This window comes from Pseudomonas citrullilanati, assembly GCF_030580855.1.
GTDB lineage: Bacteria > Pseudomonadota > Gammaproteobacteria > Pseudomonadales > Pseudomonadaceae > Aquipseudomonas > Aquipseudomonas citrulli.
In genome coordinates, this window is record NZ_JAUQOP010000036.1 from 1 (window position 1) to 20,112 (window position 20,112).

At 62.2% G+C, this 20,112-nt stretch carries 18 protein-coding genes; 15 read left to right on the top strand and 3 right to left on the bottom strand.

What is annotated here, in order from left to right; all coding sequences use genetic code 11:
- Window positions 1-157 precede the first annotated feature (157 nt).
- The 3 genes from dapC to map form a co-directional block, all read right to left on the bottom strand.
- Entirely contained in the window at window positions 158-1,357 is a 1,200-nt protein-coding gene (gene dapC / locus Q6A48_RS20490; protein ID WP_304556061.1) for a succinyldiaminopimelate transaminase, read from the bottom strand.
- Window positions 1,358-1,485: 128 nt separating this feature from the next.
- Window positions 1,486-4,188, bottom strand: a complete 2,703-nt coding sequence (locus Q6A48_RS20495) for a [protein-PII] uridylyltransferase (RefSeq protein WP_304556062.1) — start codon at window positions 4,186-4,188, stop codon at window positions 1,486-1,488.
- 42 nt (window positions 4,189-4,230) lie between these two features.
- Window positions 4,231-5,013: a type I methionyl aminopeptidase gene (gene map, locus Q6A48_RS20500; RefSeq protein ID WP_304556063.1), complete on the bottom strand. Its 783-nt coding sequence runs from the start codon at window positions 5,011-5,013 to the stop codon at window positions 4,231-4,233.
- A gap of 433 nt (window positions 5,014-5,446) precedes the next feature.
- Between map and rpsB the strand changes: the two genes are divergently transcribed.
- The 15 genes from rpsB to rnhB all read left to right on the top strand — a co-directional run bounded on the left by rpsB (window position 5,447) and on the right by rnhB (window position 20,086).
- Window positions 5,447-6,184: a 30S ribosomal protein S2 gene (gene rpsB, locus Q6A48_RS20505; protein WP_042732227.1), complete on the top strand. Its 738-nt coding sequence runs from the start codon at window positions 5,447-5,449 to the stop codon at window positions 6,182-6,184.
- A 192-nt stretch (window positions 6,185-6,376) separates the two neighbouring features.
- Window positions 6,377-7,243, top strand: a complete 867-nt coding sequence (gene tsf / locus Q6A48_RS20510) for a translation elongation factor Ts (RefSeq protein WP_304556064.1) — start codon at window positions 6,377-6,379, stop codon at window positions 7,241-7,243.
- 212 nt (window positions 7,244-7,455) lie between these two features.
- On the top strand, window positions 7,456-8,199 hold the full coding sequence (pyrH, locus tag Q6A48_RS20515; RefSeq protein ID WP_003189161.1) for a UMP kinase: 744 nt from the start codon (window positions 7,456-7,458) through the stop codon (window positions 8,197-8,199).
- The gene (frr, locus tag Q6A48_RS20520; protein ID WP_042732229.1) at window positions 8,196-8,753 is read left to right on the top strand and encodes a ribosome recycling factor; all 558 of its coding nucleotides are present in this window, start codon (window positions 8,196-8,198) and stop codon (window positions 8,751-8,753) included. Before pyrH ends, frr begins: the two co-directional genes overlap by 4 nt.
- Before the next feature lie 13 nt (window positions 8,754-8,766).
- On the top strand, window positions 8,767-9,522 hold the full coding sequence (gene uppS, locus Q6A48_RS20525; protein WP_304556065.1) for a polyprenyl diphosphate synthase: 756 nt from the start codon (window positions 8,767-8,769) through the stop codon (window positions 9,520-9,522).
- Entirely contained in the window at window positions 9,522-10,328 is an 807-nt protein-coding gene (locus tag Q6A48_RS20530) for a phosphatidate cytidylyltransferase (RefSeq protein WP_304556066.1), read from the top strand. Before uppS ends, Q6A48_RS20530 begins: the two co-directional genes overlap by 1 nt.
- The gene (ispC, locus tag Q6A48_RS20535; RefSeq protein ID WP_304556067.1) at window positions 10,325-11,515 is read left to right on the top strand and encodes a 1-deoxy-D-xylulose-5-phosphate reductoisomerase; all 1,191 of its coding nucleotides are present in this window, start codon (window positions 10,325-10,327) and stop codon (window positions 11,513-11,515) included. The genes Q6A48_RS20530 and ispC overlap by 4 nt, the downstream gene beginning before the upstream one ends.
- A gap of 52 nt (window positions 11,516-11,567) precedes the next feature.
- On the top strand, window positions 11,568-12,920 hold the full coding sequence (gene rseP / locus Q6A48_RS20540; RefSeq protein ID WP_304556068.1) for a sigma E protease regulator RseP: 1,353 nt from the start codon (window positions 11,568-11,570) through the stop codon (window positions 12,918-12,920).
- A gap of 74 nt (window positions 12,921-12,994) precedes the next feature.
- The gene (bamA, locus tag Q6A48_RS20545) at window positions 12,995-15,370 is read left to right on the top strand and encodes an outer membrane protein assembly factor BamA (RefSeq protein ID WP_304556069.1); all 2,376 of its coding nucleotides are present in this window, start codon (window positions 12,995-12,997) and stop codon (window positions 15,368-15,370) included.
- A 45-nt stretch (window positions 15,371-15,415) separates the two neighbouring features.
- A complete protein-coding gene (locus tag Q6A48_RS20550) occupies window positions 15,416-15,919 on the top strand; it encodes an OmpH/Skp family outer membrane protein (protein ID WP_003184901.1) in 504 nt (167 codons plus the stop codon).
- 3 nt (window positions 15,920-15,922) lie between these two features.
- On the top strand, window positions 15,923-16,978 hold the full coding sequence (lpxD, locus tag Q6A48_RS20555; RefSeq protein WP_304556070.1) for a UDP-3-O-(3-hydroxymyristoyl)glucosamine N-acyltransferase: 1,056 nt from the start codon (window positions 15,923-15,925) through the stop codon (window positions 16,976-16,978).
- Between the two features lie 105 nt (window positions 16,979-17,083).
- Window positions 17,084-17,524, top strand: coding sequence for a 3-hydroxyacyl-ACP dehydratase FabZ (gene fabZ / locus Q6A48_RS20560; protein ID WP_003184897.1), 441 nt, complete (start codon window positions 17,084-17,086; stop codon window positions 17,522-17,524).
- On the top strand, window positions 17,521-18,297 hold the full coding sequence (gene lpxA, locus Q6A48_RS20565; RefSeq protein WP_304556071.1) for an acyl-ACP--UDP-N-acetylglucosamine O-acyltransferase: 777 nt from the start codon (window positions 17,521-17,523) through the stop codon (window positions 18,295-18,297). The genes fabZ and lpxA overlap by 4 nt, the downstream gene beginning before the upstream one ends.
- 2 nt (window positions 18,298-18,299) lie before the next feature.
- Window positions 18,300-19,430: a lipid-A-disaccharide synthase gene (gene lpxB / locus Q6A48_RS20570; RefSeq protein ID WP_304556072.1), complete on the top strand. Its 1,131-nt coding sequence runs from the start codon at window positions 18,300-18,302 to the stop codon at window positions 19,428-19,430.
- 11 nt (window positions 19,431-19,441) lie between these two features.
- Window positions 19,442-20,086 carry a ribonuclease HII gene (rnhB, locus tag Q6A48_RS20575; protein WP_304556097.1) on the top strand — a complete coding sequence of 215 codons (645 nt, stop codon included), beginning with the start codon at window positions 19,442-19,444 and terminating at the stop codon, window positions 20,084-20,086.
- The last annotated feature ends 26 nt before the right edge of the window (window positions 20,087-20,112 follow it).

Consider the following 20,112-nt stretch of genomic DNA (forward strand, 5'->3'; position numbering starts at 1 on the left):
TATTCGTAGCCCGCAGGTGCATGTTCCTTCCTCGCCGACAACCGAATTCCAGCGAACATCAGTATGGAAGAGCAAGGAACGGACTACCTATATCGCAGCCCAGCGGGGATAAATCCCCTCGCCACAACAGCGATCCGCTCAAGTCCTGATGGGTTTGTTAACCCCGGCGCTGGATGAACGCCCGGATCCGCTCCGCCGCTTCCACGCATTCGGCCAGCGGTGCGACCAGGGCCATGCGTACGCGGCCGGCGCCTGGGTTGACGCCGTCCACGTCGCGGGACAGGTAGGAGCCCGGCACCACGGTCACGTGTTCCTGTTCGAACAGGTCGCGGCAGAACGCTGCGTCGTCGCCTGCCACATTCGGCCACAGGTAGAAGCTACCGTCGGGACGTTGTACGTCCAGTACGGGGCTGAGGATGTCCAGCACGGCGTCGAATTTCTCCCGGTACAGCGCGCGGTTGGCCCGTACGTGGACTTCGTCGTTCCAGGCGGCGATGCTCGCCAGTTGGGTTTGCACCGGCATCGCGCAGCCGTGGTAGGTGCGATACAGCAGGAAACCCTTGAGGATGTCCGCGTCGCCGGCGACGAAACCGGAGCGCAGGCCTGGCAGGTTGGAGCGTTTGGACAGGCTGTGGAACACCACGCAGCGCTTGAAGTCCTTGCGCCCCAGCTCGACGCAGGCGCTGAGCAGGCCCGGTGGCGGGGTCTGTTCGTCGAAGTACAGTTCGCTGTAGCACTCGTCGGCGGCGATCACGAAATCGTGTTCGTCGGCCAGGGCAATGAGTTTTTTCAGCACGTCCACCGGGATCAAGGCGCCGGTCGGGTTGCCGGGGGAGCACAGGAACAGGATCTGGCAGCGCTTCCAGACGTCCGGCGAGACGGCTTCGAAATCCGGGTTGAAGCCGTTCTCGTCCAGGCACGGCAGGTAGTGCGGCTTGGCGCCGGCCAGGAACGCGGCGCCTTCATAGATCTGGTAGAAAGGATTCGGGCTCACGACCAGCGCATCGTCACCGCGATTGACCACGGTCTGGGTGAAGGCGAACAGGGCTTCGCGGGTGCCGTTGACGGGCAGTACGTGGCGCGCCGGGTCGAGCCAGCCGTTCGGCACGCCAAAGCGTCGCTCGCACCAGCCGGTGATCGCTTCACGCAAGGCCGGGATGCCCAGCGTGGTCGGATAAACGGCCATTTGATCCAGGTTGCCGGCCAGGGCCTCGGCGACAAAGCTGGGCGAGCGGTGCTTGGGTTCGCCGATGGACAGGGCAATCGGCCGCTTGTCCGGGTTGGGCGTGACGCTGCCGAGCAGGGCGCGAAGCTTTTCGAACGGGTAGGGCTGTAACTGGTTCAGGGCGTTGTTCATCGGTGGGCCTCGTTCAATAGGGTTTGTGGGAGCGAGCTTGCTCGCGATAGCGGTGGCTCAGGCAACCTTGATATTGGATGTTGCGCCGCTATCGCGAGCAAGCTCGCTCCCACAGGGGATTCGGTGATTCAGATGCTGATGCGTGTCGGGTGAGCATCGGGTTCCTGATTGACGCTCAAGTGCCGGACCATCTCTTCCTGCAAGCGGCTGCACAGCTGCGGATCGGACAACGGCTGGTTGTTGGCGTCGGTAATGAAGAACACGTCTTCGACCCGTTCGCCGAGGGTGGCGATCTTGGCGTTCTGCAGCGACAGGTCGAACTCCAGGAAGATATGCCCGACCCGCGCCAGCAGGCCCGGGCGATCCGGAGCGCTGAGTTCCAGCACGGTAACCTGGCGCAGGGCGTCGTTGTGGATCGTCACCTGCGGGGCGAACGCGAAGTGCTTGAGCTGGCGCGGCACCCGGCGCTGGATGATGGTCGGGTAGTCCGCCGGGTTGCGCAGGGCTTCGGTCAGGCCTTCGCGGATCTGCTTGATCCGCGCCGGGTTGTCGCCGATCGAGTCGCCGTCGGTGTCGAGCACGATGTAGGTGTCGAGGGTGAACTGGCTGCTGGAGGTGATGACCCGGGCGTCATGGATGTTCAGGTTGAGCTGGTCCATCGCGGCCACGGTCACGGCGAAGAAGTCGTGCTGGTCCGGTGCATAAATGAAGATCTGCGTGCCGCCCTCGAATTCGCGCTGGGTGGTTTCCTTGATCAGCACCAGGGGCCCGCCGTCGGCCGGTTGCTGCAGGATCGCATCGCTGTGCCAGGCGACGTCGCCGGCGGTGTGGCGCAGGAAATAGTCATCGCCCAGCTGTGCCCAGAGCTGCTCGACGTCGTCCGGATCGGTACCGCCGCGCACCAGGATGTCCAGGGCCGCGCTTTGCGTGCGCCGGATCTGCTCTTCGCGATCCACCGGGTTTTCCAGGCCGCGACGCAAGGCGCGCTTGGTCTCGGTGTACAGCTGGCGCAACAGGCTGGCGCGCCAGGAGTTCCACAGGGTCGGGTTGGTGGCGTTGATGTCGGCCACGGTCAGCACGTAGAGATAATCCAGGCGGGTTTCATCGCCAACGATCTGGGCGAAGTCATGGATCACCTGCGGGTCGGACAAGTCCTTGCGCTGGGCGGTGGTCGACATCACCAGGTGGTTCTGCACCAGCCAGACGATCAACCGGCTGTCCCACACCGGCAGTTGGTGCCGCTGGCAGAAGGCCTCGGCATCCACCGCGCCAACCTCGGAGTGATCGCCCTGGCGACCCTTGCCGATATCGTGGTACAGCCCGGCCATGTAGATCAGCTCGGGCTTGGGCAGCTTGCCCATGAGCTTGCTGGCCAGCGGGAATTTCTCCGACACCTGGGTGTACTGCAGTTTGCGCAGGTGCTTGATCAGGTTCAGCGTGTGGGCATCGACCGTATAGATGTGGAACAGGTCGTGTTGCATCTGCCCGACGATGAAGCCGAATTCCGGCAGGTAGCGCCCGAGGATCCCGTAGCGGTTCATCCGCCGCAGGTTGCGGTGCACGCCGATCTTGCACTTGAACAACTCGATGAACAGGCTGGTGTTGCGGATGTCATGGCGGAAATCGTCATCGATCAGGTGCCGGTTTTCCCGCAGCAGGCGAATGGTGTCGGCGCGTACGCCCTTGATTTCCGGCTGCTGGGCCATGAGCACGAAGATTTCCAGCATGGCGAACGGCGTGCGGCGGAACACGTTGGGGTTGCGCGCCTCGATGTAGCCGTCGTGCAGTTGGAAGCGCGAGTTGATCGGCTGCGGCGGCTCGGCGTCCTCGGGGGCGAGGATCACTTCCTCGAAGTGCTGGATGATCAACTCGCTGAGCTGGGCGATGCTCATGACCACCCGGTAGTACTGCTGCATGAAGTTTTCGATGGACTGCTTGGCGTCCTGGCCTTCGAACCCCAGCAGCCCGGCGATGGAGCGCTGGTGATCGAACAGCAGGCGGTCTTCGGCACGCCCGGCGAGCATGTGCAGGGCATAGCGAACCTTCCACAGGAATTCCTGGGAGGAGGCCAGCAAGGCGTTTTCGCTTTCCACCAGGAAGCCTTCGCCGGCCAGGGCGCGCAGGTTCAGCGTGCCGTACTGGCGGCGGGCGACCCAGAGGATCGTCTGGATGTCCCGCAGTCCGCCCGGCGAGCCCTTGACGTTGGGCTCCAGGTTGTACTCAGTGTCGTTGTACTTGTGGTGGCGGGCCTTCTGCTCGGCGTGCTTGGCCAGGAAGAAATCCTTGCTCGGCCACATGTGCGCGGTGCTGGTGACATCGAGCATGCGCTGGCGCAGGCGCTCGGGGCCGGCGATGGTGCGGCTTTCCATCAGGTTGGTGATGACGGTCAGGTCGGCACGGGCCTCATCGGCGCATTCCTGCACCGAGCGCACGCTCTGGCCGACTTCCAGGCCGATGTCCCACAGCAGCGTCAGGAAGCGCTCGATGGAATCGCGGAAAACCTCATGGTCGGCACTGTCCAGCAGGATCAGCAGGTCGATGTCGGAGTAGGGGTGCAGCTCGCCGCGTCCATAGCCGCCGACGGCCACCAGGGCGATGTCGGCGTCGTCGCTCCAGCTGAACTGGTCCCAGGCCTTTTGCAGGATGTTGTCGACGAACCAGGCGCGGTCCTCGATCAGCCGGCGGATATCCCGGCCATCGCGAAAGCGCTGGTCGAGCACCTCGCGGGCCTGGCGGATCGCCTTCTTGAATGCCGAGATGGGGCTTGCCTTCAGGGCCAGTTCCGCCTGGAACTGGCCGCGGTCGAAGAGTTCGGGGTCCACCTGCGGCATTAATGGCTTTCCTTTCTATCTATAGCTATAGGCGGTTGCGGATCAGGCGGAAACGCGTGGGATGGTGTCATCGCTGCGTAGGGTGAAGATCTCGTAACCGGTCTCGGTCACCAGCAAGGTGTGCTCCCACTGGGCCGACAGCTTGCGGTCCTTGGTGATGGCGGTCCAGCCGTCTCCCAGCACCTTGGTGTCGGCACGACCCTGGTTGATCATCGGCTCGATGGTGAAGGTCATGCCCGCCTGCAGCTCCATGCCGGTGCCGGCGCGGCCGTAGTGCAGGATCTGCGGCTCTTCGTGGAACACCTTGCCGATGCCATGGCCGCAGAACTCGCGCACCACCGAGAAACCGTTCTTCTGCGCGTGCTTCTGGATCACTTCGCCGATGTCACCGAGGCGGCAGCCCGGTTTCACCAGTTCGATGGCCATGTACATGCATTCCTGGGTGACCTTGGACAGGCGCTGGGCCCACTCCGGGACGTTGCCGACATGGAACATGCGGCTGGTGTCGCCGTGATAGCCGTCCTTGATGACGGTGACGTCGATGTTCAGGGTATCGCCATCCTTCAACGGCTTTTCGTTGGGGATGCCGTGGCAGACCACGTGGTTGATCGAGGTGCAGATCGACTTCGGGAAGCCCTTGTAGTTGAGCGGCGCCGGGATGGCCTTCTGCTCGTTGACGATGAAGTCGTGGCAGATGCGGTCCAGCTTTTCGGTGGTCACGCCCGGCTTGACGTAGTCGGCGATCATTTCCAGCACGTCGGCGGCGAGTTTGCCGGCAACACGCATTTTCGCGATGTCCTCGGCAGTCTTGAGGGTAACGGTCATACAGGCTCTCTTTGCGCCCGACGGCGCTGTCCAAAACGAAATGGGCGGCGGATGATGATCAGCGCGGCCCTGAAAGAGGCGATTCTAACAGACGATCAGCGCAAAGAACGCTCCAGCCTGGAACTCTGTGGCGAGGGCGCGCGAGTGGGAGCAAAGCTTGCTCGCGATCCAGGCGACTCGATTTCTGAAGGATCGCATCGCCTTTATCGCGGGCAAGCCTTGCTCCCACAATCCCCTCGCCACAGGGTTTTCAGAATCCGTGTTCCGTTTTCGCCCTTGCTGTGGTATAAAATGCGCCGCTTTCCGGGGATGACCCCGCAAGCTTAAATCCACACACGTGTCGACACGATGACCTGGGTGCCTTTGGCTCATGCAGCCGCTGGTTGGTCATTGGGATACGTGGAGGCCAAACCCGACTTATCAAGGAACTATCATGTCCCAAGTCAACATGCGCGATATGCTGAAGGCCGGTGTGCACTTCGGCCACCAGACCCGTTACTGGAACCCGAAAATGGGCAAGTACATTTTCGGCGCGCGCAACAAGATCCACATCATCAACCTTGAAAAAACCCTGCCAATGTTCAACGAGGCACTGACCTTCGTAGAGCGCCTGGCCCAGGGCAAAAACAAGATTCTGTTCGTCGGCACCAAGCGTTCCGCTGGCAAGATCGTTGCTGAAGAAGCAGCACGTTGCGGTTCGCCGTACGTCGATCACCGCTGGTTGGGCGGCATGCTGACCAACTTCAAGACCATCCGCGCTTCCATCAAGCGTCTGCGTGATCTTGAAGTCCAGTCCGAAGACGGCACTTTCGCCAAGCTGACCAAGAAGGAAGCGCTGATGCGCTCCCGTGATCTGGAGAAGCTGGACCGCTCCCTGGGCGGTATCAAGGACATGGGCGGTCTGCCTGACGCGCTGTTCGTGATCGACGTCGACCACGAGCGCATCGCGATCACCGAAGCCAACAAGCTGGGCATCCCGGTCATCGGCGTTGTCGATACCAACAGCAGCCCGGAAGGCGTTGACTACATCATCCCAGGCAACGATGACGCCATCCGCGCCATCCAGCTGTACATGGGTTCGATGGCTGACGCTGTTATCCGTGGTCGCAACAACGTGAATGGCGGCACCGAAGTCTTCGCTGAAGAAGCTCCGGCAGCAGCCGCTGAGTAATCGACGCCCTGGCGTTGACTCAGTAAGCAAAAAGGGGGCTTGGCCCCCTTTTTGCCACCTCGAAAACCATTTGCGCCAGCGCAGCACCTGTTTGTAACTTGCCGCGGCCTATAAACAGTGGTTTTCCAGGAAGAATTGATCGCCCGTTCGATCGGGTGGAATGGTTGAAAACCTATCCAAGAGGATTTTGAAATGGCAGAGATTACTGCAGCGTTGGTCAAAGAACTGCGCGAGCGTACCGGCGAAGGCATGATGGACTGCAAGAAAGCCTTGACCAAGGCTGGCGGCGACATCGAGAAAGCCATTGATGACATGCGTGCTTCGGGCGCCATCAAGGCCGCCAAGAAAGCGGGCAACGTTGCCGCTGAAGGCGCCATCGCCATCAAGGACGACGGTAAGGCCGCCGTTCTGCTGGAAGTCAACTCCCAGACCGACTTCCTGGCCCTGCAGGATGACTTCAAGGCATTCGTCGCTGCCAGCGTCGAGAAGGCCTTCGCTGACAAACTGACCGACGTAGCTCCGCTGATCGAAGCCCAGGAACAAGCGCGCCTGGTCCTGGTTGGCAAGACCGGCGAAAACGTCAACATCCGTCGCCTGGTTCGCGTTGAAGGTGACGTGGTCGGTACTTACCTGCACGGCAACAAGATCGGCGTGGCTGTCGTCCTCAAGGGCGGCGACACCGAGCTGGCGAAAGACATCGCCATGCACGTGGCTGCGACCAACCCTGAGTTCCTGCTGCCTTCGGACGTTTCGGCCGAAGCGATCGAGCGCGAGAAAGGCGTTTTCCTGCAGTTGAACGAAGAGAAGCTCAAGGGCAAGCCTGCCGACATCGCCGAGAAGATGGTGGCCGGTCGTATCTCCAAGTTCCTGGCCGAAGCCAGCCTGGTCGAGCAAGCGTTCGTCAAGAACCCTGAAGTCAAGGTCGGCGACCTGGCCAAGAAAGCCGGTGCTGAAATCGTTTCCTTCACCTACTTCAAGGTCGGCGAAGGCATCGAGAAGCCGGTCGACAACTTCGCTGAAGAAGTTGCCGCCCAGGTAGCTGCTGCCAGCAAGCAATAAGACAGGTTTTACAACTGTCGCCCAGAAGAGGCTGCCCGCTCACGCGCGCAGCCTCTTTTTGGATGAGGATGCCGATTTTTATTGGTTTCCTGTCGGAACTGGCTTACAAAGCCGTGTTCCGATGGCGCTGTGTCAGCGTCACGCTAGAGTGAGTGCAGGCTGCAAACAGTCTGCCAGGAATTTTCGTAAATACGCCGCAGGAGAGATTCGCAATGGCTCAGCAGGGCAGTGGTTATCAGGCTCGCTATAAACGCATTCTACTCAAGCTTAGCGGCGAGGCCCTGATGGGCTCGGAAGAGTTCGGGATCGATCCGAAAGTGCTGGATCGCATGGCCCTGGAAGTTGGCCAGCTGGTTGGAATCGGTGTCCAGGTCGGCCTGGTCATCGGCGGTGGCAACCTGTTCCGTGGTGCGGCGCTGAGCGCGGCCGGCATGGATCGGGTCACGGGCGACCACATGGGCATGCTGGCCACTGTGATGAACGCCCTGGCTATGCGCGACGCCCTGGAGCGTGCCAATATCTCGGCCATCGTGATGTCGGCCATTTCCATGGTCGGCGTGACCGATCACTACGACCGCCGCAAAGCCATGCGCCACCTCAATTCCAAGGAAGTGGTGATTTTTGCCGCCGGTACCGGTAATCCGTTCTTCACCACGGATTCGGCGGCCTGCCTGCGCGCGATCGAGATCGATGCCGATGTCGTGCTCAAGGCAACCAAGGTCGATGGTGTCTACACCGCCGACCCGTTCAAGGACCCGCATGCCGAGAAGTTCGATCATCTGACCTACGATGAAGTACTGGATCGCAAGCTGGGGGTAATGGACCTGACGGCCATCTGTCTGTGCCGCGACCACAAGATGCCGCTGCGCGTCTTTAACATGAACAAGCCCGGCGCCCTGCTGAATATCGTACACGGCGGCGCGGAAGGGACTCTGATCGAGGAAGGCCAACAATGATCAACGAAATCAAGAAAGACGCCCAAGCGCGTATGCAGAAATCCCTGGAGTCTCTGAGCCACGCGTTTGGCCAGATTCGTACCGGCAAGGCGCACCCGAGCATCCTGGGCAGCGTGATGGTGCCTTACTATGGCGCCGACACCCCGATCAGCAGCGTCGCCAACATCACCGTCAAGGATTCGCGGACCCTGCAAGTCGTCGCCTTCGAGCGCAACATGCTCGCGGCGGTCGACAAGGCGATCCAGAGCGCCGGGCTGAACCTCAACCCGACCAACCTGGGCGAGTTGTTGCTGATCTCCATGCCTGCCCTGACCGAAGAAACCCGCAAGGGCTTCACCAAACAGGCGCGCAGCGCGGCCGAGGACGCCCGGGTTGCCGTGCGCAATATCCGTCGCGACGCCCTGGGCGAGCTGAAGAAGCTGGTCAAGGACAAGGAAATCAGCGAGGACGAAGAGCGTCGCGCAGCGGCCGATATCCAGAAACTGACCGACAAGGCAGAGGCTGACATCGATGCGGCCACCAAGCAAAAAGAAGCGGACCTGATGGCCGTATAAGGGTCCCGTGTTCATGGAAAAGACCAAGCAGGCCTTGCCGTTCGCAGTGCCGCGCCACGTGGCGATCATCATGGACGGCAATAACCGTTGGGCCAAGAAGCGCTTCATGCCTGGCGTCGCCGGGCATAAGGCCGGGGTCGATGCGGTTCGCGCGGTCATCGAGGTGTGTGCCGAGGCCGGGGTCGAGGTGCTGACCCTGTTCGCGTTCTCCAGCGAGAACTGGCAGCGCCCGGCCGATGAGGTCAGTGCCTTGATGGACCTGTTCCTCAAGGCCCTGCGCCGCGAGGCCAAGCGCCTCAACGAGAACAAGATCAGCTTGCGCATCATCGGCGATCGCTCGCGCTTCCATCCGGAGTTGCAGGCCGCGATGCGCGAGGCCGAGGCCGCGACGGCGGGGGCTGACCGGTTTGTCCTGCAGATCGCCGCCAACTACGGTGGCCAGTGGGACATTGCCCAGGCTGCCCAGCGGCTGGCGCGTGAAGTCCAGGCCGGGCACCTGCGCCCGGAAGACATCACCCCCGAACTGCTGCAAACCTGCCTCGCGACCGGCGAGCTGCCCTTGCCGGACCTGTGTATCCGCACCGGTGGCGAGCACCGCATCAGCAACTTCCTGCTCTGGCAGTTGGCTTATGCCGAGCTGTATTTCTCCGACCTGTTCTGGCCGGACTTCAAACACGAAGCCATGCGTACCGCACTGGCCGATTTCGCTTCCCGTCAGCGTCGCTTCGGTAAAACGAGCGAGCAGATCGAAGCTGGAGCCCGGGTTTAATGCTCAAACAACGAATCATCACAGCCCTGATCCTGTTGCCTATTGCCCTGTGCGGGTTCTTCCTGCTCGAGGGCGCGAACTTCGCCCTGTTCATCGGGCTGGTCGTGACCCTGGGGGCGTGGGAATGGGCGCGGCTGGCCGGTTTTCCTGCCCAGCCGGCACGCATTGCCTACGCCGTGGCCGTGGCCGCGATGCTGTTCATCATGTACCTGGTGCCAGGGCTCGCGCCTTGGGTGCTGGGGGCGTCGGTGTTGTGGTGGGCGACGGCGACCTTCCTGGTGCTGACCTACCCACGAACCACCCATCACTGGGCCAACACCGCGACCAAGCTGATGATCGGCCTGTTGATCCTGCTGCCGGCCTGGCAAGGCCTGATCTGGATCAAGCAGGGCGTGCTGGGCAACTGGCAGATCATGGCCGTGATGGTGCTGGTCTGGGGCGCCGACGTGGGTGCCTATTTCTCCGGCCGGGCCTTTGGCAAGCGCAAGCTCGCGCCAAAAGTCAGCCCCGGCAAGAGCTGGGAAGGGGTCTACGGCGGCCTGGCGTTGAGCCTGGTGATTACTGCCGTGGTCGGCTTCGTCCGTGACTGGACCGTGGCGCAGCTGCTGATGGGGCTGCTGGGTGCCGCGCTCATTGTCTTCGTGTCCGTGGTCGGCGACCTGACTGAAAGCATGTTCAAGCGTCAATCCGGGATCAAGGACAGCAGCAACCTGCTGCCGGGTCACGGTGGCGTACTGGATCGGATCGACAGCCTGACCGCCGCGGTCCCGATCTTCGCCGTGCTGCTGTGGATGGCCGCATCGTGAGTCGTCCCCAGCAGATCACGGTCCTGGGGGCGACCGGTTCGATCGGCCTGAGTACGCTCGATGTCATAGGTCGGCATCCGGAGCGCTACCAAGTGTTCGCCCTCAGTGGCTTCACGCGCATGAGTGAGCTGCTGGCCTTGTGCATACGCCACACGCCGCGGTTTGCCGTGGTGCCTGAAGCCGCTGTGGCCCGGGCGTTGCAGGACGATCTGCGCGCCGCTGGCTTGCAAACCCGCGTGCTGGTGGGGGAGGAGGGTCTTTGCCAAGTGGCGTCCGCCCCCGAAGTCGACGCCGTGATGGCGGCGATTGTCGGCGCCGCGGGCCTGCGCCCGACGCTGGCGGCGGTGGAAGCCGGCAAGAAGATCCTGCTGGCCAATAAGGAAGCGCTGGTGATGTCCGGTGCGTTGTTCATGCAGGCCGTGCGTAAGAGTGGTTCGGTGTTGCTGCCCATCGACAGCGAGCACAATGCGATCTTCCAGTGCATGCCGCGGGATTTTTCCCGGGGCCTGGAAACCGTGGGTGTACGGCGGATTCTTCTGACGGCTTCCGGTGGACCGTTCCGGCAGACGCCGCTGCAAGAGCTGGTGCATGTTTCACCTGAGCAGGCCTGTGCTCATCCCAACTGGTCCATGGGGCGCAAGATTTCCGTGGACTCGGCGAGCATGATGAACAAAGGGCTGGAGTTGATCGAGGCGTGCTGGCTGTTCGATGCCAGGCCAGCCCAGGTCGAGGTGGTGATTCACCCGCAAAGCGTGATTCATTCCCTGGTGGACTATGTCGACGGTTCGGTGCTGGCCCAGCTGGGCAACCCGGACATGCGCACCCCGATCGCCAATGCCCTGGCCTGGCCGGAGCGGATCGACTCCGGCGTTGCGCCGCTGGACCTGTTCGCCATCGCCCGCCTGGATTTCCAGGCGCCTGATGAACAACGCTTCCCCTGCCTGCGCCTGGCGCGGCAAGCGGCCGAGGCGGGGGGCAGTGCCCCGGCAATGCTGAACGCGGCCAATGAAGTGGCGGTCGCAGCGTTTCTCGATGGACGTGCCCGTTACCCCGAGATCGCGAGTATCATCGAGGAAGTCTTGAATCTCGAGGCAGTGGTTTCGGTCGACGACCTCGACGCGGTATTTACGGCGGATGCCAGGGCCCGTGAGTTGGCGGGGCAATGGCTGCAGCGCCACGGGCGTTGACGCTGCGATACGTTAGCCAGGGTTGCCCTGGGCAGGATTGCGGAGAAAACAGATGAGCGCGCTCTATATGATTGTCGGCACCCTGGTTGCACTGGGGGTGTTGGTCACCTTTCACGAATTCGGTCATTTCTGGGTCGCGCGTCGCTGTGGCGTCAAGGTGCTGCGTTTTTCCGTGGGCTTTGGCATGCCCTTGCTGCGCTGGCACGACAAGCAGGGCACCGAGTTCGTCGTGGCGGCCATCCCGCTGGGCGGCTACGTGAAGATGCTCGACGAGCGCGAGGGCGAGGTGCCCGCCGACCAGCTCGATCAGTCCTTCAACCGCAAGAGCGTTCGCCAGCGCATCGCCATCGTGGCGGCGGGGCCGATCGCCAACTTCCTGCTGGCCATGGTGTTTTTCTGGGCATTGGCCATGCTCGGCAGCGAACAGGTGCGTCCGGTCATCGGTGCCGTGGAAGCCGGGAGCGTGGCGGCCCGGGCCGGGCTCGGCGCCGGCCAGGAAATCGTCTCCATCGATGGCGAGCCGACGTCGGGCTGGGCGGCGGTCAACCTGCAACTGGTCCGTCGCCTGGGAGAGAGCGGTTCGTTGCAGTTGAAGGTGCGCGAGCAGGGCTCCACAGTGGATTCGCCCCGCGAACTGATCCTGGACAACTGGCTCAAGGGCGCCGACGAACCGGACCCGATCCGGTCCCTGGGTATCCGCCCATGGCGCCCGGCGTTGCCGCCGGTGCTCGCCGAACTCGATCCGAAAGGCCCGGCCCAGGCGGCCGGCCTGAAGACCGGCGACCGCTTGCTGGCCCTCGACGGCCAGTCGGTCAGCGACTGGCAGCAGGTGGTCGACTCGGTTCGTGTACGTCCTGATACCAAAATCGTGCTGCGCATCGAGCGCGACGGTGCTCCAATCGACATCCCGGTCACCCTGGGCGCTCGCGGCGAAAGCAAGGCGCCGACCGGTTACCTGGGGGCGGGCGTCAAGGCGGTCGACTGGCCGCCGGAAATGATCCGCGAGGTCAGCTTCGGTCCGGTGGCGGCCATTGCCGAGGGTGCGCGTCGTACCTGGACCATGAGTGTCCTGACCCTCGACTCACTGAAGAAAATGTTGTTCGGCGAGCTCTCGGTAAAAAACTTGAGTGGACCGATAACCATTGCTAAAGTGGCGGGCGCTTCTGCCCAGTCGGGCGTTGCTGATTTCCTGAATTTCCTTGCTTATCTGAGCATTAGCCTGGGGGTTCTGAATTTGCTGCCCATCCCGGTACTGGATGGGGGGCATCTGCTGTTTTATCTGATCGAGTGGGCGCGTGGTCGTCCCTTGTCGGATCGGGTGCAAGGTTGGGGGATACAGATCGGGATCAGCTTGGTGGTCGGGGTCATGCTGCTTGCCCTCGTCAACGATCTGGGTCGTTTGTAACGCTTCGCCGAATTGCGAATCTGCCGCATTTTGCGGCAGTTTGTTTATTGCCAGTTGGAATAAGAAAGGACTTCATGAAACGTCTGCTGCTAACTGCGGTTCTCACCGTATTGATGATCGCCGAAGTTCACGCCGAGTCCTTCACTATCTCTGATATTCGCGTCAACGGCCTCCAGCGGGTCTCCGCGGGTAGCGTCTTTGGTGCCTTGCCGTTGAACGTCGGCGAGCAGGCGGATGATCGGCGCCTGGTGGAATCCACGCGTGCGCTGTTCAAGACCGGCTTCTTTCAAGATATCCAACTGGGCCGTGACGGCAACGTCCTGGTCATCACGGTAGTCGAGCGCCCGTCGGTCGCCAGCATCGAGATCGAGGGCAACAAGGCGATCTCCACCGAAGACTTGATGAAAGGCCTCAAGCAGTCCGGCCTGGCCGAAGGCGAGATCTTCCAGCGTGCGACCCTCGAAGGCGTGCGTAACGAGCTGCAACGCCAGTACGTCGCCCAGGGCCGCTACTCGGCGACCGTCGACACCGAAGTGGTGCCGCAGCCGCGCAACCGCGTCGGCCTGAAGGTCAACATCAACGAAGGCACCGTGGCAGCCATCCAGCACATCAACGTGGTGGGCAACACGGTTTTCCCGGATCAAGACCTGATCGACCTGTTCGAACTCAAGACCACCAACTGGCTGTCGTTCTTCAAGAACGACGACAAGTACGCCCGTGAAAAACTCTCCGGTGACCTGGAGCGCCTGCGTTCCTACTACCTCGACCGTGGCTACATCAACATGGACATCGCTTCGACCCAGGTGTCCATCACCCCGGACAAGAAGCACGTCTACATCACCGTCAACGTCAACGAAGGCGAGAAATACACCGTTCGTGACGTCAAGCTCAGCGGTGACCTGAAGGTGCCGGAAGACCAGGTCAAGTCGCTGCTGCTGGTGCAGAAGGGCCAGGTGTTCTCGCGCAAGCTGATGACCACCACCTCCGAGCTGATCACCCGCCGCCTGGGTAACGAAGGCTACACCTTCGCCAACGTCAACGGCGTGCCGCAGCCGCACGATGACGACCATACCGTCGACATCACGTTCGCCGTGGACCCGGGCAAGCGCGCCTACGTCAACCGCATCAACTTCCGTGGCAACACCAAGTCCGAGGACGAAGTGCTGCGCCGTGAAATGCGCCAGATGGAAGGTGGCTGGGCCTCGACCTACCTGATCGACCAGTCCAAGACCCGCCTGGAGCGCCTGGGCTTCTTCAAGGAAGTCAACGTCGAGACGCCGGCCGTGCCGGGTGTCGATGACCAGGTCGATGTGAACTACAGCGTCGAGGAACAAGCGTCCGGCTCGATCACCGCCAGCGTCGGCTTTGCCCAGAGCGCCGGCCTGATCCTCGGTGGCTCGATCACCCAGAACAACTTCCTGGGTACCGGTAACAAGGTCAGCATCGGCCTGACCCGCAGCGAATACCAGACCCGCTACAACTTCGGCTTCGTCGACCCCTACTGGACTGCCGATGGTGTGAGCCTGGGCTACAACGCCTTCTACCGCACCACCGACTATGACGAGCTCGACTCGGACATCTCCAGCTATGCGGTGGACAGCTACGGTGTCGGCGCCAACATCGGCTACCCGATCAGCGAGACTTCGCGCCTGACCTTCGGCCTTACCGCCCAGCAGGACAAGATCAACACCGGTCGCTACACCGTCGACGAGATCTTCGACTTCGTGAAGAAGGAAGGCGACAGCTACCTGAACTTCAAGGCGTCCGCCGGCTGGTCCGAGTCGACCCTGAACAAGGGCGTGCTGGCGACCCGTGGTCATTCCCAGAGCCTGGTCCTGGAAAGCACCATTCCTGGCAGCGACCTGTCGTTCTTCAAGCTCGACTACCGTGGCCAGTTGTTCCAGCCGCTGACCGACACCTACACCATGCGCCTGCACACCGAGCTGGGTTATGGCGATGGCTATGGTTCGACCGACGGCCTGCCGTTCTACGAGAACTACTACGCCGGTGGTTTCAACTCGGTGCGTGGCTTCAAGGACAGCACCCTGGGCCCGCGCAGTACGCCGAGCAAGGGTACCAACCCGGGCACCATCGCGGACCCGGACCAGGATCCGCTGCCATTCGGTGGCAATGTATTGATTCAGGGCGGCGTCGAGGTCCTGTTCCCGATGCCATTCGTGAAAGATCAGCGCTCCCTGCGTACCTCGGTATTCTGGGACGTGGGTAACGTATTCGACTCCAAGTGCGAAGACACCACCAATGCCAACGGCACCAAGTCCAATACCCAGTGCAACGACATCAGCCTGAGCAACATGGCCAGTTCCGTCGGCCTGGGCGTGACCTGGGTGACCGCGCTGGGTCCTTTGAGCTTCGCGTTGGCCATGCCGATCAAGAAACCGGATGACGCTGAAACCCAAGTGTTCCAATTCTCCCTCGGCCAGACGTTCTAAGCGTCTGTCCCATGACAACGACAATGGATTTTGTAGGAGTGCATCGTGCGTAAGTTGACTCAATTGGTTCTCCTGGCGACCGTGCTGGTCGCAGGCCCGGCATTCGCCGACATGAAGATTGCCGTGCTGAACTATCAGATGGCGCTGCTGGAATCCGACGCGGCCAAGAAATACGCCGTGGATGCCGAGAAGAAATTCGGCCCGCAACTGACCAAGCTCAAGGGCCTGGAAAGCAGCGCCAAGGGTATCCAGGACCGTTTGGTGGCCGGTGGCGACAAGATGGCCCAGGGCGAGCGTGAACGCCTGGAGCTGGAATTCAAGCAGAAGGCCCGCGACTTCCAGTTCCAGTCCAAGGAACTGAACGAAGCGAAAGCCGTTGCCGACCGTGAAATGCTCAAGCAGCTCAAGCCGAAGCTCGACAGCGCCGTGGAAGAAGTCATCAAGAAAGGTGGTTTTGACCTGGTGTTCGAGCGTGGCGCAGTGATCGATGTCAAGCCTCAGTACGACATCACGCGCCAGGTGATCGAGCGCATGAATCAGCTGAAGTAATCCATGACCGCGACTATCAAGCTCGGCCAGTTGGCCGAGTTCCTCGGCGCCACCCTGCGTGGCGACCCGGAGAAGGCAATCACTGGGCTAGCCACTTTGCAAGAGGCTGGCCCAGCTCAGTTGAGCTTCCTGGCAAATCCCCAGTACCGCAAGTACCTGGCTGACAGCCGGGCCGCCGCGTTGTTGCTCAAGGCTGCCGATGCCGAGGGCTTTGCCGGCGATGCCCTGGTGGTGCCCGATCCGTACCTGGCGTATGCGCGCATTTCCCACCTGTTCGATCCCAAGCCCAAGGCGGCCGCGGGTATTCATCCCAGCGCGGTGATCGCGGCGGATGCGGTGGTCGATCCCACGGCCAGCATCGGTCCTTTCGTGGTGATCGAGAGTGGCGCCCGCATCGGTGCCGGTGTCACCCTGGGCGCCCATTGCGTCATTGGTGCGCGCAGCGAGGTCGGTGAAGGTGGCTGGCTGGCTCCGCGCGTCACCCTGTACCACGACGTGCGCATCGGCAAGCGGGTGGTGATCCAGTCCGGTGCCGTGCTGGGCGGGGAAGGGTTCGGCTTCGCCAACGAGAAGGGCGTCTGGCAGAAGATTGCCCAGATCGGTGGCGTCACCATTGGCGATGATGTCGAGATCGGCGTCAACACCGCGATCGACCGGGGTGCCCTGGCCGACACGGTCATCGGCAATGGCGTCAAGCTCGACAACCAGATCCAGATCGCCCACAACGTCCAGGTCGGTGACCACACCGCCATGGCGGCTTGCGTGGGCATCTCCGGCAGTACACGGATCGGCAAGCACTGCATGCTCGCCGGCGGTGTAGGGCTGGTGGGCCATATCGATATCTGTGACAACGTATTCCTGACCGGGATGACCATGGTGACCCACTCGATTACCGAGCCGGGCGCCTATTCTTCCGGTACGGCGATGCAACCGGCGGCCGAATGGCGCAAGAGCGCGGCCCGTATCCGTCAGCTCGACGACATCGCGCGGCGCCTGAAGCAGGTGGAAAAGCGTGTAGGGGACGTGACCCCTGACGGTAATGCTTCATCAGATGGCTGATACCATTTCCATATCAAGTGTGCACAGCCGTTAGGGCTCCTTGATTTGCTAGCGGAGTGCGCGTTGTCCGTGCGCTCCCAATCTTTACATAGGCTTCCTCCCGAAATGATGGACATCAACGAGATTCGCGAATACCTGCCTCACCGTTACCCGTTCCTGCTGGTGGACCGGGTGGTGGACCTGGATGTTGAAGGCAAGCGCATTCGCGCCTACAAGAATGTCAGCATCAACGAGCCGTTCTTCAATGGTCACTTCCCCGCGCATCCCATCATGCCGGGCGTGTTGATCATCGAGGCGATGGCTCAGGCTGCCGGGATCCTTGGTTTCAAAATGCTCGACGTAAAGCCTGCCGACGGCACGCTCTATTACTTCGTGGGCTCCGACAAGCTGCGTTTCCGCCAGCCGGTCACTCCGGGTGATCAGTTGATCCTCGAAGCCAAGTTCATCAGTTGCAAGCGCCAGATCTGGAAGTTCGAATGCCAGGCTTCGGTCGACGGCAAGCCAGTCTGCTCCGCTGAAATCATCTGTGCGGAACGCAAGCTATGAGTTTGATTGACCCTCGCGCAATCATCGATCCGACGGCCGTCCTGGCCGCCGATGTCGAGGTCGGCCCGTGGTCGATCATCGGCGCAGGTGTGGAAATCGGCGAGGGTACGGTGATCGGCCCCCACGTAATTCTCAAGGGACCGACCCGGATCGGCCGTCACAATCGCATCTACCAGTTTTCTTCGGTAGGCGAGGACACGCCCGATCTCAAGTACAAGGGTGAAGAAACCCGCCTGGTGATCGGCGATCACAACGTGATCCGCGAAGGCGTGACCATTCACCGTGGCACCGTCCAGGATCGCTCCGAAACGACCCTGGGCGACCACAACCTGATCATGGCATACGCTCACATCGGCCATGACAGCGTGATCGGCAACCACTGCATCCTGGTCAACAACACCGCGTTGGCCGGCCATGTGCACGTCGATGACTGGGCGATCCTGTCCGGTTTCACCCTGGTTCACCAGTACTGCCACATCGGCGCCCACAGCTTCTCGGGCATGGGCACGGCGATCGGCAAGGACGTTCCCGCCTACGTCACGGTGTTCGGCAACCCGGCCGAAGCCCGCAGCATGAACTTCGAGGGCATGCGCCGTCGCGGCTTCAGCGAAGAGGCGATCACCGCGTTGCGGCGTGCCTACAAGGTCGTCTATCGCCAGGGCCTGACCGTCGAGCAGGCGCTCGCCGAATTGGCCGAGGCCTCGACACAGCACCCGGAAGTCGCGATATTCCGCGATTCCATCCAGTCTTCGACCCGCGGCATCACCCGCTGACCATGGCTAATCTGCGTATTGCGCTGGTGGCCGGAGAGGCTTCCGGCGACATCCTGGGCGCCGGTCTGATGCGTGCGCTCAAGGCGCGGCATCCGGCGGTCGAATTCATCGGTGTCGGTGGCCCGTTGATGCAAGCCGAGGGGCTGACCTCCTATTTCCCGATGGAACGCCTGTCGGTGATGGGGCTGGTGGAAGTGCTCGGGCGCCTGCGGGAGTTGCTGGCCCGGCGCAAGCAACTGATCGAGACCTTGATCGACGAGAAGCCGGATGTGTTCATCGGCATCGATGCCCCGGATTTCACCCTCAATATCGAACTCAAGCTGCGCCAGGCCGGGATCAAGACCGTGCATTACGTCAGCCCGTCGGTCTGGGCCTGGCGGCAGAAACGGGTGCTGAAGATTCGCGAAGGCTGCGACCTGATGCTGACGCTGCTGCCATTCGAAGCCCGCTTCTACGAAGAGAAGGGCGTGCCGGTGCGCTTTGTCGGGCATACCCTGGCCGACACCATTCCCCTGCAGGCCGATCGCGCGGCCGCTCGCCAGGCGTTGGGCCTGGCTGACGGCCCGCTGGTGGCGTTGATGCCCGGCAGCCGCGGCGGTGAAGTGAGTCGCCTGGGGGGCTTGTTTTTCGACGCCGCCGAACGTCTCCGGGCGATGCGCCCGGACGTGCGTTTCGTCCTGCCGTGCGCCAGCCAGCAGCGCCGCGAGCAGCTCGAAGCGCTGCTGGCGGGGCGAAACCTGCCCGTCACACTGCTCGACGGTCGCTCCCATGATGCGCTGGCCGCCTGCGATGCCGTGTTGATTGCCTCCGGTACTGCTACCCTTGAGGCGTTGCTGTACAAACGCCCGATGGTGGTCGCCTATCGCCTGGCGCCGCTGACGTTCTGGATCCTCAAGCGCATGGTCAAGAGCCCCTACGTGTCACTGCCGAATCTGCTGGCCCAGCGCCTGTTGGTGCCGGAATTGCTGCAGGACGCGGCCACTGCCGACGCCTTGGCCAGCACGCTGGCGCCGTTGATCGACGGCGGCGAGGAACAGACCCGGGGCTTTGACGAAATCCACCGGACCTTGCGCCGCGACGCCTCCAACCAGGCGGCCGACGCGGTGCTGACCCTGATCGGCGCGCAGTCATGAGCCAATCGAAACTGCAGATGGGCCTGGACTTCAACCTGGTCGCCGAAGTGGAAGAACTGGTCGCCGGCGTCGACGAAGTGGGCCGTGGCCCCTTGTGCGGCGCCGTGGTAACGGCGGCGGTGATCCTCGACCCGAACCGGCCGATCCTGGGTCTCAACGATTCCAAGAAACTCACCGAGGCCCGTCGCGAAAAGCTCTACGACGAGATTTGCGAGAAAGCCCTGAGTTGGTGCATTGCCCGGGCCGAGGTCGAAGAGATCGACGAACTGAATATTCTCCACGCCACCATGCTCGCCATGCAGCGCGCGGTGCAGGGCCTGCACATCACGCCGAAACTGGCGATGATCGATGGCAATCGCTGCCCGACACTGTCGATGCGCGCCGAAGCGGTGATCCAGGGCGACGCGAAAGTGCCAGCCATCGCGGCGGCCTCGATCCTGGCCAAGGTCAGTCGCGACCGGGAAATGAGCGCCTTCGAGCTGATCTATCCGGGCTACGGCATCGGCGGCCACAAGGGCTACCCGACGCCCGTGCATCTCGAAGCCCTGGCGCGCCTCGGGCCAACGCCGATCCACCGGCGCTCGTTCGCCCCGGTGCGGTTGGCTTATGAAGCGCGTGATGGCTTGATCGTGGGTCATCAGGCTACGGTCTCTTGATGCAGGGGCTTTTGTGGCGAGGGGAT